The organism is Nocardia sp. NPDC050630, assembly GCF_044457245.1.
GTDB lineage: Bacteria > Actinomycetota > Actinomycetes > Mycobacteriales > Mycobacteriaceae > Nocardia.
On the sequence record NZ_JBITGN010000001.1, the window covers coordinates 1,305,035 to 1,319,242 of the forward strand.

Annotated in this window: 13 protein-coding genes; 11 read left to right on the plus strand and 2 right to left on the minus strand. The window is 64.8% G+C overall.

Annotation, left to right across the window (positions count from 1 at the left end; all coding sequences use genetic code 11):
• Positions 1-145: 145 nt before the first annotated feature.
• Both ACIBG0_RS05450 and ACIBG0_RS05455 read right to left on the minus strand, forming a co-directional pair.
• Entirely contained in the window at positions 146-1,159 is a 1,014-nt protein-coding gene (locus ACIBG0_RS05450; protein ID WP_397029468.1) for an NAD(P)-dependent alcohol dehydrogenase, read from the minus strand.
• Between the two features lie 4 nt (positions 1,160-1,163).
• Complete coding sequence (locus ACIBG0_RS05455) at positions 1,164-2,654, minus strand: mannitol dehydrogenase family protein (RefSeq protein WP_397030221.1); 1,491 nt, start codon at positions 2,652-2,654, stop codon at positions 1,164-1,166.
• Between the two features lie 106 nt (positions 2,655-2,760).
• Here ACIBG0_RS05455 and ACIBG0_RS05460 point away from each other — a divergent pair, with 106 nt between their 5' ends.
• The 11 genes from ACIBG0_RS05460 to ACIBG0_RS05510 all read left to right on the plus strand — a co-directional run bounded on the left by ACIBG0_RS05460 (position 2,761) and on the right by ACIBG0_RS05510 (position 14,207).
• The gene (locus tag ACIBG0_RS05460; RefSeq protein ID WP_397029470.1) at positions 2,761-3,765 is read left to right on the plus strand and encodes a sugar-binding transcriptional regulator; all 1,005 of its coding nucleotides are present in this window, start codon (positions 2,761-2,763) and stop codon (positions 3,763-3,765) included.
• Positions 3,762-5,114, plus strand: a complete 1,353-nt coding sequence (locus ACIBG0_RS05465) for an ABC transporter substrate-binding protein (RefSeq protein WP_397029472.1) — start codon at positions 3,762-3,764, stop codon at positions 5,112-5,114. The genes ACIBG0_RS05460 and ACIBG0_RS05465 overlap by 4 nt, the downstream gene beginning before the upstream one ends.
• A 2-nt stretch (positions 5,115-5,116) precedes the next feature.
• On the plus strand, positions 5,117-6,085 hold the full coding sequence (locus ACIBG0_RS05470; protein WP_397029474.1) for a carbohydrate ABC transporter permease: 969 nt from the start codon (positions 5,117-5,119) through the stop codon (positions 6,083-6,085).
• 74 nt (positions 6,086-6,159) lie between these two features.
• The gene (locus tag ACIBG0_RS05475) at positions 6,160-6,954 is read left to right on the plus strand and encodes a carbohydrate ABC transporter permease (protein WP_397030222.1); all 795 of its coding nucleotides are present in this window, start codon (positions 6,160-6,162) and stop codon (positions 6,952-6,954) included.
• A 9-nt stretch (positions 6,955-6,963) separates the two neighbouring features.
• Positions 6,964-8,076 carry an ABC transporter ATP-binding protein gene (locus tag ACIBG0_RS05480; protein WP_397029475.1) on the plus strand — a complete coding sequence of 371 codons (1,113 nt, stop codon included), beginning with the start codon at positions 6,964-6,966 and terminating at the stop codon, positions 8,074-8,076.
• A 33-nt stretch (positions 8,077-8,109) separates the two neighbouring features.
• Positions 8,110-8,541, plus strand: a complete 432-nt coding sequence (locus ACIBG0_RS05485) for a PfkB family carbohydrate kinase (RefSeq protein WP_397030224.1) — start codon at positions 8,110-8,112, stop codon at positions 8,539-8,541.
• 280 nt (positions 8,542-8,821) lie between these two features.
• The gene (locus tag ACIBG0_RS05490; RefSeq protein ID WP_397029477.1) at positions 8,822-8,965 is read left to right on the plus strand and encodes a hypothetical protein; all 144 of its coding nucleotides are present in this window, start codon (positions 8,822-8,824) and stop codon (positions 8,963-8,965) included.
• Between the two features lie 121 nt (positions 8,966-9,086).
• On the plus strand, positions 9,087-10,064 hold the full coding sequence (locus tag ACIBG0_RS05495) for a hypothetical protein (RefSeq protein ID WP_397029479.1): 978 nt from the start codon (positions 9,087-9,089) through the stop codon (positions 10,062-10,064).
• 479 nt (positions 10,065-10,543) lie between these two features.
• Complete coding sequence (locus tag ACIBG0_RS05500; protein WP_397029481.1) at positions 10,544-11,761, plus strand: acetyl-CoA C-acetyltransferase; 1,218 nt, start codon at positions 10,544-10,546, stop codon at positions 11,759-11,761.
• 155 nt (positions 11,762-11,916) lie between these two features.
• Positions 11,917-13,110, plus strand: a complete 1,194-nt coding sequence (locus tag ACIBG0_RS05505; protein WP_397029483.1) for an acyl-CoA dehydrogenase family protein — start codon at positions 11,917-11,919, stop codon at positions 13,108-13,110.
• Entirely contained in the window at positions 13,107-14,207 is a 1,101-nt protein-coding gene (locus ACIBG0_RS05510; RefSeq protein WP_397029485.1) for an acyl-CoA dehydrogenase family protein, read from the plus strand. Before ACIBG0_RS05505 ends, ACIBG0_RS05510 begins: the two co-directional genes overlap by 4 nt.
• The last annotated feature ends 1 nt before the right edge of the window (position 14,208 follow it).

A 14,208-nucleotide genomic window follows, 5' to 3' on the forward strand; every position in this document is an offset into this window, starting at 1 on the left:
TGCCGGTCGATCGGGCGTCACTCGTCGGATGTGCTCACCGGAAGCGGGTCGGTCCAACGGCCGACGGCTCGGGCCAGGCCCCAGAGTAGAACTCGATGATGTCTGCCCGCGAGGCTCTCTCCGCGCACAGTGTCGGACGGGCAGGTTATCGGCCCGGTAGCACGATCGGTTTGATCGAGCCGCGATCGTCCCGGCCGCTGGTCAGTGCCGTGGCCACCTGCTCGAGGCCGAAGCGTCCGGTGACCAGGCGGTCGAGATCGACTCGCCCAGTGGCGGCGAATTCGATCGCGGTCGGCCAGGTGTTCGCGTAGCGGAATGTTCCGGTCAGCTCCAGTTCGTGTTCCTGCAGGTAGGGCAGGGGGAGCGGAATATCGTCGCCGCCCATGCCGACGAGCACCACCCGTCCGGCCCTGGCAACAGTGCGCACCGCATCACCGATTGCCCGGGGGTGTCCGGAGCACTCCAGCAGGACGTTCGGTTCGAATCCGATGTCGCGCAGTGGAGTACGGCCGACGTCCACCGCTCGTGTGCAGCCCAATTCGATAGCCAGTGCCAGCCGCTGCGGGTTCACATCGGTGATCACGACCTCGGACGCGCCGAAAGCCAGCGCGGCCTGCGCGGTGACGAGCCCGACCGGACCCGCGCCGTTAACCAGCACGCGGTCGCCCGCAGCAACCCGTCCTTTGCGGCATGCCCACACGCCGACCGATAACGGTTCGAGCAGCGCGGCCGCCTCGTCGGTCAGCGAATCCGGCACCGGATGCGCAAACTCCTGGTGCAACACCACGTACTCGCAGAATGCGCCATCGATCGGAGGTGTGCCGAAAAACCGCATGTTCGGGCATAGGTTGTATCGGCCCGCTCGGCATTGACGGCAGGTGAAGTCCGGTACCCCGGGCTCGAGCGATACTCGTTGCCCGAGTTGATGATGTCGCGTGCCGACGCCGAATCCGACCACCACCCCGGAGGCCTCGTGGCCGAGCACCAGCGGTTGCCCGACGATGTGGTCGCCGATCCGGCCGTGCTCGAAGTAGTGCACGTCGGAGCCGCACACGCCGACCGCGCTGACCTTGATGAGTACTTCGGCCGGACCAGGCTCGGGCACAGCACGTTCCTCGATCGCGATCTTTCCGACGGCTTCCAGGACCGCTGAGCGCATAGTGTCACTGCCTTTCGTCGCGTGCCAACTCGGCCACCGTCGCCTGGGCGCCACGAGCGTGCAGTGCACGCAGTGCCGTGACATAGGCGTCGAGGAATCGAGGTCGGTCGATCAGATCGCCGAATACTGTTCTGTCGCTGAGGAATGCGGTGGGGTCGTCGCGCTGGCGGCGGGCCAGCGGTATCAGCTGGTCGCGGAGCCGGTCGATGACCTCGATCGGCTCGCCGTGCTCGTCGACGCCTTCGGCATAGCGCGCCCAACCGGCAACGATCGTCGCGGCACAGTCGATCTCGCCGGATCCGTCGAGTGTATCGAGCTGCTGACGGATGACCGGCAGCAGCCATTTCGGGATGCGGTCCGACGATTCGGCGCACAGTCTGGCGATGGTGTCGCCGATCGCGGGGTTGGAAAACCGTGCGATGAGGGTGTGTTTGTAGCGGTCGAGGTCGACGCCGGGCACCGGGCGCAGCGTGGGTGTTGCCTCATGGTCCATGTAGCGCAACAGGAATCGGCGGAAGTCCGGATCCTGGGCCGCTTCGTGCACGAGGCGGTAGCCGCTCAGATATCCCAGATAGGCGAGTGCCTGGTGGCTGGCGTTGAGCAAGCGCAGTTTCATCAGCTCATACGGTGCGACGTCGGCGACGAGCTGCACCCCGACATCATCGAAGTCGGGACGGCCGAGGGTGAACAAATCCTCCAGCACCCATTGGGTGTACGGCTCGGTCACCACCGGCCACCGATCCTCCAGGCCATAGCGGCGCGAGAGCTCGGCGGACGCGTCGGCGGGTGTCACCGGCGTGATGCGGTCGACCATCGAGTTGGGGAACCGCACCGCATGTTCGACCCAATCACCGAGCTCGCGATCACGCAGTCGCGCGAACGCCCCGAAGGTGGTTCGCGCGATGTGCCCGTTGCCCTCGATGTTGTCGCACGACATGACGGTGAACGGTGCGATGTCCCGTGCCCGGCGGCGCACCAGCGCCTCGGTCACGAGTCCGAATACGGTGCGGGGCGAACCGTCCGGCGCGAGATCGCCCAGAATCGCCGGATTCGCAGCGTCGAATTCGCCGGTGGTCGCGGAGAAGTTGTATCCGCCCTCGGTGATGGTCAGTGAGACGATCCGGGTTGCTGGATCGGCCAGCTTCTCGATTACCGCTTCGGGATCGTCTGGCGCATAAAGGTATTCGATGATCGAGCCGATTACGCGGGTCCGCCAGGTACCGTCCGGTTCGGTGACCGACAGGGTGTACAGGCCATCCTGCGCCGCCAGCACATCGCGCATGCGCCGATCGGCGGGCAGCACTCCGACTCCGCAGATACCCCAGTCGGTCGGACCGCCCTGTTCCAGTAGCCGATCGATGTACATCGCCTGATGGGCGCGGTGGAACCCGCCGACGCCGAAATGGACTATCCCGGTGCGGATCTGGGTGCGGTCGTAGGTCGGCACCGAAATGTCCGGGGCGAGCCGATCGATCGTGTCGGCACGTAACGCCATCGTTGTGGCCCCGTTCATAACGATCCCTCGACTGTTGTGTACGTCACACTACGAATGGTAGCCTCTTGAACAATAGTTCACCTGCTGAGCAGATGATCAGACCGCGATGAGGAGCACAGTGGCTACCGAAGCGTCCCGTCCGGGAAATCCGGACGATGTCCGGTTGGCGTTGCGGGCTGCGCAGCTCTATCACCTCGAAGGCGCCACCCAGGCGGAAATCGCCGCCAAGCTAGGTGTTTCCCGCCCAACCGCCGGGCGGCTCATCGCCCGCGCGCGGGCGCAGGGGCTGGTGCGCATCGAGATCAATGTCCCCGACGAGCTGCGCTCGGCTGTGCACGCCGATATCGAGAGCGAACTAGAGGCGAGGTTCGGGCTCACCGAAGCGGTCGTGCTCGGTGAAGTGCCCGATCGATCCCAGGCGAGCCTGCTTCCGTTCGGCCGCGCGGCGGTCGGCGTCCTGAACCGTCGACTGCGGCCGACGGACACCCTCGGATTCACCTGGGGCCCGGACACCATCGCGGTGGCGCATGAGCTGTGGACGAAGTCGGCGCGTTGCGCGACCGTTGTCCAGCTCGACGGTTCGATGACCTCGGGTGACTACCAGACCGGCGTCGACTACACACTCGGCCGCTGCGCTGTTCAACTGCAGGCCACCCCGGTTCGGTTGCACGCACCGCTCTACGCGGATCCGGCGACCGTGACCGCGCTGGAACACGATTCACTACTCGGCCGCGCCATGTCTTTGGGGCGAGATGCCGACGTCATGATGTTCGGTGTCGGGCCGGTCTCCACCGCCACCACTTTGTTCGAGGGCAGCTATCTCGACACCGCGATCCTCGACGAACTGGGCGAACTGGGCGCGGTCGGGGAAATCGGCGGCCGATTCTTCCGCGCCGACGGCAGCGATGTCGCGGGATCCCTTGCCGCACGCACGGTTTCGGTCGGACTCGATGCCATCCGGGCCTGCCCGACCTCGCTGCTGATTTCCGGCGGAGAGTCCAAGCACGAAGCCGTCCTCGGTGCGCTGCGGGGCGGACTGGCCACCATTCTCGTCACCGATATCGAGTGCGCGCGGTGGCTGCTGGAAAAAAAGGAGAATTCTGGCCGATGAATGGACACCATGCGAAGGCCGCTGCGGCACTGGCTGTCGCGGTCGTTATGGGGGTGTGCGGCTGCGCGGGCGCCGGATCGTTCACCTCCGGCGGCGACACCGTCACTATCGCGATGGTTTCGAACTCACAGATGCAGGACGCCATCGCCCTATCCGGTGAGTTCGAACGCGAAAATCCCGGGATCGAACTCAAATTCGTCTCGCTGTCGGAGAATCAGGCCCGCGCCAAGATCACCGCCTCGGTCGCCACCCACGGCGGTGAATTCGATGTGGTGATGATCAGCAACTACGAGACACCGCAGTGGGCCAAGAACGGCTGGCTGGTCGACCTGTCGAATTACCAGCGCGAGACGCCCGGCTACGACGCGCGAGATTTCATTCCCTCACTGCAGAAATCCCTGTCCTACCAGGGCGATATGTACTCCGTGCCGTTCTACGGAGAATCCTCGTTCCTGATGTACCGCAAGGATCTGTTCGAACAGGCGGGGCTGACCATGCCCGCCGAACCGACCTGGGATCAAATCGCCCAGGCCGCCGCAAAACTCGATGATCCCGCCGGCGGTCGCTCCGGTATCTGCCTGCGCGGTAAACCCGGCTGGGGTGAATCGCTCGCACCGTTGAATACCGTGATCAACACTTTCGGCGGCCGCTGGTTCGATGAGAACTGGCACGCCCAGCTCAACAGTCCCGAAGTGGTTCGTGCCGTCGAGTTCTACATCGACCTGGTGCGCGAACATGGTGAACCCGGTGCGGCCGCCAGCGGATTCAGCGAATGCGCCACGCAGCTCTCCCAGGGCAACACCGCCATGTGGTACGACGCCACCTCGGCGGTCTCGGTGCTGGAAGATCCCGCATCCAGCAAGGTGGTCGGCAAGATCGGGTACGCGCCGGCACCGGTCATGCAGAAGCCGAACTCGGGCTGGCTGTACACCTGGTCGCTGGGTATTCCCAAATCCAGTGAAAAACCCGACGCGGCCTGGAAATTCATCTCATGGATGACCGGTAAGCCCTACATCCAGATGGTCGGCGAGAAACTCGGCTGGTCACACGTGCCACCGGGCAGCCGGATGTCGACCTATCAGATTCCCGAATACGCCGCGGCGTCGAAGGCATACGGACCGTTGACACTCTCGTCGATGCAGGGGGCAGATCCAGAACATGCCACCGTGTCACCAGTGCCCTATACCGGAATTCAGTTCCTCGCCATTCCGGAGTTCCAGGACCTCGGAACCAGAGTAAGCCAGCAGATCAGTGCCGCCGTCGCAGGTCGGATCAGCGTCCATGACGCACTCGACCAGGCCCAGCAATATGCCGACGCGGTCGGCCGGTCGTATCGAGAGAACCAGTAGTCATGTCTGAAACCACCACAGCGCCAGCGGCTTCCGAACCGACTACGGAACAAGCGCCACCGCCGATCCGCGCGCGGCGCGACCGGCTCGCACGAGCCGAAGGCTGGCGCAGGCGCGGTCCGCTGCTACCCGCCCTGATCTTCATGGTCGTGGTCACCCAGGTGCCGTTCGTCTTCACGTTGTACTACTCGACGCAATCGTGGAACCTGGTCCGGCCGGGCTCGCGCCATTTCATCGGATTACAGAACTACGCGGATGTCTTCCGCGACAGCCAGTTTCGGCAGGTGGCGCTCAACACCGTCATCATGATCGTCGGTACCGTCATCATCTCGGTGATCCTCGGACTCCTGCTGGCATTGCTGCTCGATCGCGCGTTCTTCGGCCGCGGCATCGTCCGCACCCTGCTGATCACACCGTTTCTGGTGACTCCTGTCGCGGCGGCATTGATCTGGAAGACCACCATGCTGGATCCGGTGTTCGGGCTGGTGAATTTCCTACTGAAACCGTTCGGCGCCGGCCAGATCGACTGGGTGAGCAAGTATCCGCTGCCCGCGGTGATGGCGGACCTGGTATGGCAGTGGACGCCGTTCATGATGCTGCTGATCCTGGCCGGGCTGCAATCGATGCCGCGCGATATCACGGAGGCCGCCCGCGTCGACGGCGCGAACTCACTGCAGATCTTTCGTGAGCTCACCCTCCCGCATCTGCGCCGGTTCATCGAACTGGGGGCTGTGCTGGGGGCGATCTACTTGGTCAACACCTTCGACGCGGTGTACATGATGACTTCGGGTGGGCCGGGCATCGCCAGCTCCAACCTGCCCTTCTATATCTATCAGCGCGCTTTCCTCGGTTTCGATATCGGTCAGGCCGCGGCGATGGGGGTCGTCACCGTCATCGCCACCACCATCGTCGCGACGTTCGCGTTGCGACTGCTGTTCAAGTCCTTCACCGGAAAAGAGGAAGCCGCATGAACGCGCCTGCGCTTGCCGACAAACCCACTGCGGCACAGCAGATTCCGGTACGTCGTCGGCACAACCGCGCCGGAATGCTCTGGGGTGCGCTGGCCTGGGTGATCGGTATCGGAATGTTCTTCCCTGTGCTGTGGATGGTGCTGACCGCGTTCAAACAAGAGGGCGACGCCTACACCGATCCGCCGAAGCTATTCTTCACGCCGACCCTGGATCAGTTCTCCGCGGTCCTCGACAGCGGTATCGGCACCACGCTGCTGAATTCCACCTTCGCCACGGGGATGTCGACGATTCTCGTGCTGGCCCTGGGAATTCCGGCGGCATTCGCGCTGTCGCTACGTCCGGTGCGCAATACCCGCGACGCGCTGATGTTCTTCATCGGCACCAAGATGCTGCCGATCGTGGCGGCGATCGTGCCGCTATATGTGATCGTCGGCAATATCGGGCTGTTGGACAACATTTGGGCACTCGTAATCCTTTACACCGCGATGAATCTGCCCATCGCGGTATGGATGATGCGATCGTTCTTCCTGGAGGTGCCCGGCGAGCTGCTCGAGGCCGCGAGTATGGACGGTGCCAGTCTGTGGACCGCGGTGCGCGAGGTGATCCTGCCGCTGGTCTCGCCCGGCATAGCCGCTACCGCACTGATCTGTGTCATCTTCTCCTGGAACGAATTCTTCTTCGCGGTGAACCTGACCGCGGTACAGGCACAGACGATTCCGGTGTTCCTGGTCGGTTTCATCACCGGCGAAGGCCTGTACTGGGCGCGACTGTCCGCGGCCGCGGTGCTCAGCGCCCTGCCCGTCGTCCTCGCCGGCTGGCTCGCACAGAACAAGCTGGTGCGTGGCCTGTCCTTCGGCGCCATCAAGTAAGGAAAACCCATGGCTACAATCCATTACGACTCCGCATCATGTGTGTATCCGGGCGCGGATACGCTCGCGGTCGACTCCCTCGACCTCGATATCGCCGACGGCGAGTTCATCGTCCTGGTCGGGCCGTCGGGCTCGGGCAAATCCACCGCATTGCGTATGCTCGCAGGCCTCGAGGAGATCGACGGCGGCTCCATCCGAATCGACGGCGAGGACATGGTCGGTGTGTCTTCCAAGGACCGCGATATCGCCATGGTGTTCCAAAACTACGCGCTGTACCCGAACAAAACCGTCGGAGAAAATATGGGTTTCGCGCTCAAGATGATGAAAGTGCCGGTGGCCGAACGCAAACGCCGGGTCGCCGAGGCCGCCGAACTGCTCGGTCTCACGCCGTACCTGGACCGTAAACCGGCGAAACTGTCGGGCGGGCAACGGCAACGGGTGGCGATGGGGCGCGCCATCGTGCGCGAGCCGCGGGTATTCTGCATGGACGAGCCCCTGAGCAACCTCGACGCCAAATTGCGCGTACAGACCCGCACCCAGATCGCCGCGCTGCAGCGGCGGTTGGGCACAACCACCGTTTACGTCACCCATGACCAGGTAGAGGCCATGACCATGGGGGATCGGGTGGCGGTGCTCCGCGACGGCCGGTTGCAACAGTTCAGCACTCCCGCCGAGCTCTACGACCGGCCCACGAACGCGTTCGTCGCCGGGTTCATCGGATCACCATCGATGAACCTGTTCCGGGTGCCCCTCACCGCCGGCGGCGTCGACATCGCAGGTACCACAATGCAATTACCGCGCGAGCAGATGACCCGCCTTGCCGAAGCGGGCGTGGACACCGTGACAATCGGCATCCGGCCCGAACAGCTCGAACTCAGCCGCGACGGAACAGGTTTCACCGTCACCGTGGAACTCGTAGAGGAACTCGGTAGCGAATCGTATGTATATGCGCGCACATCGGGTGCGCCGATCACTGGCCTCGACGGAGAACCGTTCACCTTTGTCGCCCGCTCGGCGAGCCGGGCCCCGGCCAAACTCGCCGAAACGGTAACACTCCAGGTCAACGACCCCAACGCAGTACATCTGTTCCATCCCGCCAGCGGAACCCGAATCGCGGCCTGATCGGCACAAGGATGACCACAAGATCTGCGATGGATATGTCCGGGCGCGGACCCGCGCGCCGTAGCGCGGGACTGGCTCGCCAGGGGGCCGGCGCTCGCTGTGGTTACCCTCGGCGCCGACGGCGCTTACGCCCTGACTTCCCAATTCGCGGTGACGCGGGTTGCCCCGCGGATCACCGTAGTGGACACCGTCGGCGCGGGCGATGCCTTCACAGCGGGCCTTCTCACCGCAGTCGGCGGGGTCGGGCTACTGGGTAGATCCCGCCGAGAGCATTCGGCGGCCATTACCCGGTCCGGGTTGGACGAAGTTCTGGATTTCGCGATCGCAGTGGCCAGTGCGACCTGTAGCAGTCGAGGGAGGAGCAGACCCGCCGCATTGGAGGTGGGCGGGGAACCGGCATTTCGGGCCGCGTGCTGGTCGCGATTTCTGAGCGGAATGCATTGCTGCATGCACCGGTGTGCGTAAGAGTGGGTCTCGCTCGAGCGTTCAGCTCATAGTGAGCAGGAACAGGCCGGCCTTGCGCCGCGATGCTGTGGTGCGGTGGTGTCGAGTTCGGATTGGTTTGTGTTCGAGCGGGATTGGAATTTCCTGACGAGGCTGGAGTGGACTCAGTCCGTGAGTGTCCCGGCGGAGGGCGTTCTACCCTTCGGCTGTAGCTCGGACGGGGAAGCCAGTAGATCGGTGGCGGCGGTCGCCGCCATCATCTGGCGCAGCCAAGCCCCGCGCGGCGAAGACGTTTCAGTGTATGTTCATACGGAATGCGCTGGGGGAGAAGCAGTTGCGACAGGGGGTGCGGATCAGGGGGCTGTGCTTATCGGTGGCCGGACTGTGGCGCGAAATCCCGCTGCTGGGCATTCTGCGAGCCCATCACGGTGACCGCCCGGATTGATGTGAACCTCAGTCGCTTCGGCATATCACCCTGTAATCAGATCCGGCCCTCGGTCGAACGCGAAACCCGCAGGCACACAGCCTTATTTCGATGCGACTAGGAAGAAAGCCGCCATCTCGTCATGACCGAATCCGTCACCGCAGCTTTCGCGGCCCGCCCCGATGTGGTCGGGCAGCTGCGCGAGCAGGCTGTCGCTGTCTTCTACGACCCGCCCGCCCACCACTCTGCGTCCGAGGCCGCCGCGCTCGTGTGGAGCCTGGCCGGTGAGCTCACCGGAGGAGACCACCTCGCCCAGCGCCAGATCTACCGTGCCGCGCTGGTGTGGGGGATACGGCAGGTGCCCGCCGACGTCGACGAGATTCTTTCCGGCGCGGCGGCCGCGCCATTGTGTGACACGGTCACCGCGCTCGTCACCGCCGAGGCCTGCGCCATCACCGAACCGTCGGACGCCGAGCAGTGGCTGCTGGCCTGCGACCAGGCCCATGTGCTTGCCGTGGATCCGGATGCGGCGGCCGGATTCGCCGGTGAGACATTGTTATTCGGCGCGCTGGCAGGTGCGCGCCGACGCGTACTGGCCCAGGGGGCCTTTCCGCGCCACTGCGCACTTGTATTGTGGCTCGCCGCGGCGATCTATCGCAGTCGCGACGCGCGCTGGACGGCGACGGAGCTGGGGTCGGGCAACGGATGGGTCCTGACCGACCACCACGACCGTGTCGAGGGCCCCGGCAGGCGCACCTACCACTTCGATCTGACCGGCGCGCAGGAATACGTGCTCACCGAGCGGCACGCCACGTGCAGGCGGGTGCTGGCATCGCGGATCGCGGCGGGGCAGAACCTCGAGCCGGTCACCGGAGCATACCTGCGGTATCTGATCGCGGTCGACATCGACACCCGCACCGGGATCTTTTTCGTGCCAGGCGAATTCACCGAAGTCGAGTACAAAGCCTGTGCCTTCGAAGCCCTCGGAACCAATCTGGAGCCGACGCTGCACGTGCACTCGAACTGCCAGGTGTTCCATGCTGCGGAGGTGGTGTGGCACCAGCTGGCCCCGCAAGATCCGCACGATCTCGATGCCGAACCCGGAGCGAGTACTCAGTGAAATGACTGATGCGCCAATCGGTTTCGGTTTGGCCGTTGTCGCATTGCCTGACCGCACAAACTCATGTCGAGAAGTTTCGATCGCGCATCATCGAACCGCATGAGCGAAGCGGCAGAAAGATAGACGGCGTGGCGATTCGACCATTGATGCCCTCCATAGAGGCGCCTACCGGTGTTGCCCATATCGCTGCTACACGCGGTGTGTTCCCGCGTTGTGCGCGCGTTCGCGAGCAGACCGCCTGAGCTTTGGCTGCGCTCGCCGACCGCCACCTGAAAAGTTGAATACGAGTTCGGAATCGAGTTGCGAACGAGCAGGTAGATCCATGTATTCCGGACTGCCCGGCGACTATGCGGCAACTCGTCAATGTGCCATGTGTCACAGTCTCGATCCGCTGTGACGTATTGACCATCGCCCATCCGTCCAGCATGGTGGCGGGAGGTTAACAAGCGCTCAGTAACTTGCGTGAAAGGTTCACAGTCATGCCCGAAGCCGTCATCGTCTCTGTCGCCCGGTCACCGATCGGGCGGGCCGGCAAGGGGTCGTTGCGAGAGCTCCGGCCCGACGACTTGGCGGCGCAGATCGTGCAGGCCGCGCTGGCGAAAGTGCCGGCCCTCGGTCCGGACGACATCGACGATCTGATGCTCGGTTGTGGACAGCCCGCCGGTGAGTCGGGATTCAATCTCGGGCGAGTGGTCGCGATTCTGGCGGGCCTGGATCGGGTGCCTGGCACCACAGTCAACCGGTACTGCTCGTCGAGTTTGCAGACAACCCGGATGGCTTTGCACGCGATTCGCGCCGGAGAGGGCGATGTCTTCATCTCCGCCGGTGTGGAAACAGTGAGCCGCTACGTCAAGGGCAATGCTGACGGCCTGCCCGACACCGAGAACCCGATGTTCGCCGACGTTGTCGGCCGGACCGCGAAATTCGCTGCCGGAGGCGAGTTCTGGACCGATCCGCGCACGGAGGGTCTGCTGCCCGACGTCTATATCGCGATGGGGCAGACCGCCGAAAACGTGGCGCAGCTGTGCGGTGTGACCCGTGCCGAACAGGACGCTTTCGGTGTGCGCAGTCAGAATCTCGCCGAGGCCGCTCTCGCCAACGGGTTCTGGGAGCGTGACATCACTGCGATCACCCTGCCCAACGGCAGCGTTGTCTCGAAGGACGATGGCCCGCGGCCCGGAGTCACCCTGGACAAGGTCGCCGAACTGAAGCCGGTATTCCGGCCCGACGGGACGGTGACGGCCGCCAACTGCTGCCCGCTCAATGACGGTGCCGCCGCGGTCGTGATCATGTCCGACACCAAGGCCGCCGAGCTGGGGCTGACGCCGCTGGCTCGGATCATTGCGACCGGAGTCAGCGCGCTGTCCCCCGAAATCATGGGCCTGGGGCCGGTGGCGGCGTCCGAGCAGGCGCTGGCTCGCGCCGGGATGACCATCGACGATGTCGACTTGGTCGAAATCAACGAAGCCTTTGCCGCCCAGGTCATTCCCTCGGCACGGGAGTTGGGTGTCGACTTCGACAAGCTCAACATCAATGGCGGCGCGATCGCGGTCGGTCACCCATTCGGCATGACCGGCGCCCGCATCACAAGCACGCTGATCAACTCCCTGCAGTTCCACGACAAGCAGATCGGTTTGGAAACCATGTGCGTCGGTGGCGGTCAGGGCATGGCAATGGTGCTCGAGCGCCTGTCGTAACCGCACGCATTCTTCGAAGGGACCTATTTTGCACAGATTCGAAGAGGTCAGTCGAGGCATCGGGCGCGGCATCGCGCAGCGCTTGGTCGACGAGGGGCGAAGGTCGTGATCACCGCCCGTGCCGGTGCCCTGACGGCCGATCAGGAGGATGAGAGATGACCGATCCCGACGCGGTTCGTGATGATCTGCGCCGCCGGGTGGAAGCCGTACTCGCGGAACACGATCCGGCCACCACCGATGCCGTGACCTTTCACCGAGCCCGGTTCGACGCGGGTCTGGCCTGGGTTCACTTTCCGATCGGGCTCGGTGGCCGGGCCGTCGACCGGGAACTGCAACCGTTCGTCGACGCCCTATTCGAGCAAGCCGGATCTCCGGACAACAATGCGGCGATCAACGGTATCGGCCTGGGTATGGCCGCACCGACGATCCTCGCCCACGGCACCCCGGAACAACGGCAGCGCTTCCTGCGTCCGCTGTGGAGGGGGGAGGAGATCTGGTGCCAGCTGTTCAGTGAACCGGGCGCCGGGTCGGACCTGGCCGCGATCGCCACTCGGGCGGTGCGTGACGGCGACGACTGGGTCGTCAACGGGCAGAAGGTGTGGACCTCGGTCGCGCACAAGGCGCAGTTGGCAATCCTGGTGGCGCGCACCGATCCCAGCCGCCCCAAGCACGCGGGGCTGACCTACTTCCTCTGCGATATGACCGCTCCCGGAGTCGAGGTTCGGCCGCTGCGGCAGATCACTGGCGAAGCGGAATTCAACGAAGTCTTCCTCTCCGACGTCCGGATCCCCGATGCGCACCGCCTGGGCAAGGAAGGGCAAGGTTGGCGAGTCGCTACGACCACGCTGAACAACGAGCGTGTCTCGATCGGAGGGCGCGCACTGCCCCGCGAGAGCGGAGTACTCGGTGTCGCCGCCGGCCTCTGGCGAGGACACCCGGAAAAGCGCACTCCCGAGCTGCACCACCGGTTGTTGCGATTGTGGGTGGATGCCGAGGTCTCCCGGCTGGCGGCAACCCGGCTGCGTCAGCAGGTGGCCGGCGGCCAGCCAGGGCCCGAAACCTCCGCTGTCAAGCTCTCGTTCGCCCGGGTCAACCAGCAGGTCGCCGGTCTGGAGGTCGAACTGCACGGTGAGCACGGCCTGCGATACGACGATTGGACAATGGTGCGCCCGGACCGAGTCGATTTCGCCGGTCGGGGCGCCGGCTACCGCTTCCTGCGGGCCAAAGGCAATTCGATCGAGGGCGGAACCTCGGAAATCCTGCGCAACATCATCGCCGAACGGGTCCTCGGCCTGCCGGGCGAACCCCGCGCGGACAAGGACATCGCTTGGAAGGACCTGAGCCGATGAGCGACATCCTGCTGCTCGACACCGATGTCGAGACCTCTCTGCGGAGCGCGGTGCGCGACCTGCTCACCAGCCGATGTGATCCGTCCGCGGTTGTGCGGGCCTACGAAGGCGATCGGACACTGACCCGGGTGCTATCGAAATCGATTGCCGACGACCTCGGGATCGCTGGTCTGCTCATCCCCGAGAACCGCGGCGGGGCCGGCGGTACCGCCCGTGACGCCGCTGTCGTACTCGAAGAGTTCGGCCGGTTCGTCGCACCGGTGCCATTTCTGACCAGCAGCGTGATCGCCGCGACCGTCCTGCTCGCGGGCGAGTCCGCGTTGGTCGCTCAGCTCGGCGGCGGTGAATGCAGTGCGGCGCTGCTGACGCCGTTCTCCACTGCGTCGGTGACCCAGGTCCCGGCGCTCACGGCTGATGCGCAGGGCCGGGTATCCGGCCGCGTCACCAGTGTCGCCGGTGCGCTCGATGCCGATGTGCTGCTGGCCGCCGTACAGACGGCGAACGGCACGCAGGTGCACGCTTTGGCGGCTACCGCGGCGGTGATCGAACCGGTGGTCTCGCTGGACATGACCCGGCCGCTGGCCGACGTCACTGTCGACTCCGTACCCGGCCGGGTCGTCGTTGCTGCCGAATCTGGTTGGGCGGCACTGCAATCCGGTTTGACGATCGGTGCCGCACTGCTGGCGTCCGAGCAAGCGGGGATCGCGGCCTGGTGCCTGGAGACAACCGTCGAGTATCTGAAGCTGCGCCGCCAGTTCGGCCGGGTGGTCGGTGGATTCCAGGCGCTCAAGCACCGCCTTGCCGACCTCTACGTCGAGGTCGAGTCGGCCTCGGCCGCTGCGCGGTATGCGGCGGGGACATTCGCGGCGGACGACCCCGACAGTGTGATCGCCACCGCTGTCGCCGCGTCCTATTGCAGCGATATCGCGGTCCGGGCCGCCGAGGAGGCCATCCAACTGCACGGTGGTATCGGCATGACCTGGGAGCACCCGGCGCACCTGTACCTCAAGCGCGCCAAGGCCGACCAGATCGGGCTCGGAAGTCCCGGCCACCATCGGGGAGTGCTGGCGGACCTCGTCGGGCTGCCATTGGAATAGG

Coding starts and splice junctions, on each gene's coding strand:
- ACIBG0_RS05465 (WP_397029472.1), top strand. CDS start 3,762: ATGAATGGACACCATGCGAAGGCCGCTGCGGCACTGGCTGTCGCGGTC.
- ACIBG0_RS05475 (WP_397030222.1), top strand. CDS start 6,160: ATGCTCTGGGGTGCGCTGGCCTGGGTGATCGGTATCGGAATGTTCTTC.
- ACIBG0_RS05500 (WP_397029481.1), top strand. CDS start 10,544: ATGCCCGAAGCCGTCATCGTCTCTGTCGCCCGGTCACCGATCGGGCGG.
- ACIBG0_RS05510 (WP_397029485.1), top strand. CDS start 13,107: ATGAGCGACATCCTGCTGCTCGACACCGATGTCGAGACCTCTCTGCGG.
- ACIBG0_RS05460 (WP_397029470.1), top strand. CDS start 2,761: ATGAGGAGCACAGTGGCTACCGAAGCGTCCCGTCCGGGAAATCCGGAC.
- ACIBG0_RS05505 (WP_397029483.1), top strand. CDS start 11,917: ATGACCGATCCCGACGCGGTTCGTGATGATCTGCGCCGCCGGGTGGAA.
- ACIBG0_RS05450 (WP_397029468.1), bottom strand. CDS start 1,159: ATGCGCTCAGCGGTCCTGGAAGCCGTCGGAAAGATCGCGATCGAGGAA.
- ACIBG0_RS05480 (WP_397029475.1), top strand. CDS start 6,964: ATGGCTACAATCCATTACGACTCCGCATCATGTGTGTATCCGGGCGCG.
- ACIBG0_RS05495 (WP_397029479.1), top strand. CDS start 9,087: ATGACCGAATCCGTCACCGCAGCTTTCGCGGCCCGCCCCGATGTGGTC.
- ACIBG0_RS05470 (WP_397029474.1), top strand. CDS start 5,117: ATGTCTGAAACCACCACAGCGCCAGCGGCTTCCGAACCGACTACGGAA.
- ACIBG0_RS05490 (WP_397029477.1), top strand. CDS start 8,822: ATGTTCATACGGAATGCGCTGGGGGAGAAGCAGTTGCGACAGGGGGTG.
- ACIBG0_RS05455 (WP_397030221.1), bottom strand. CDS start 2,654: ATGGCGTTACGTGCCGACACGATCGATCGGCTCGCCCCGGACATTTCG.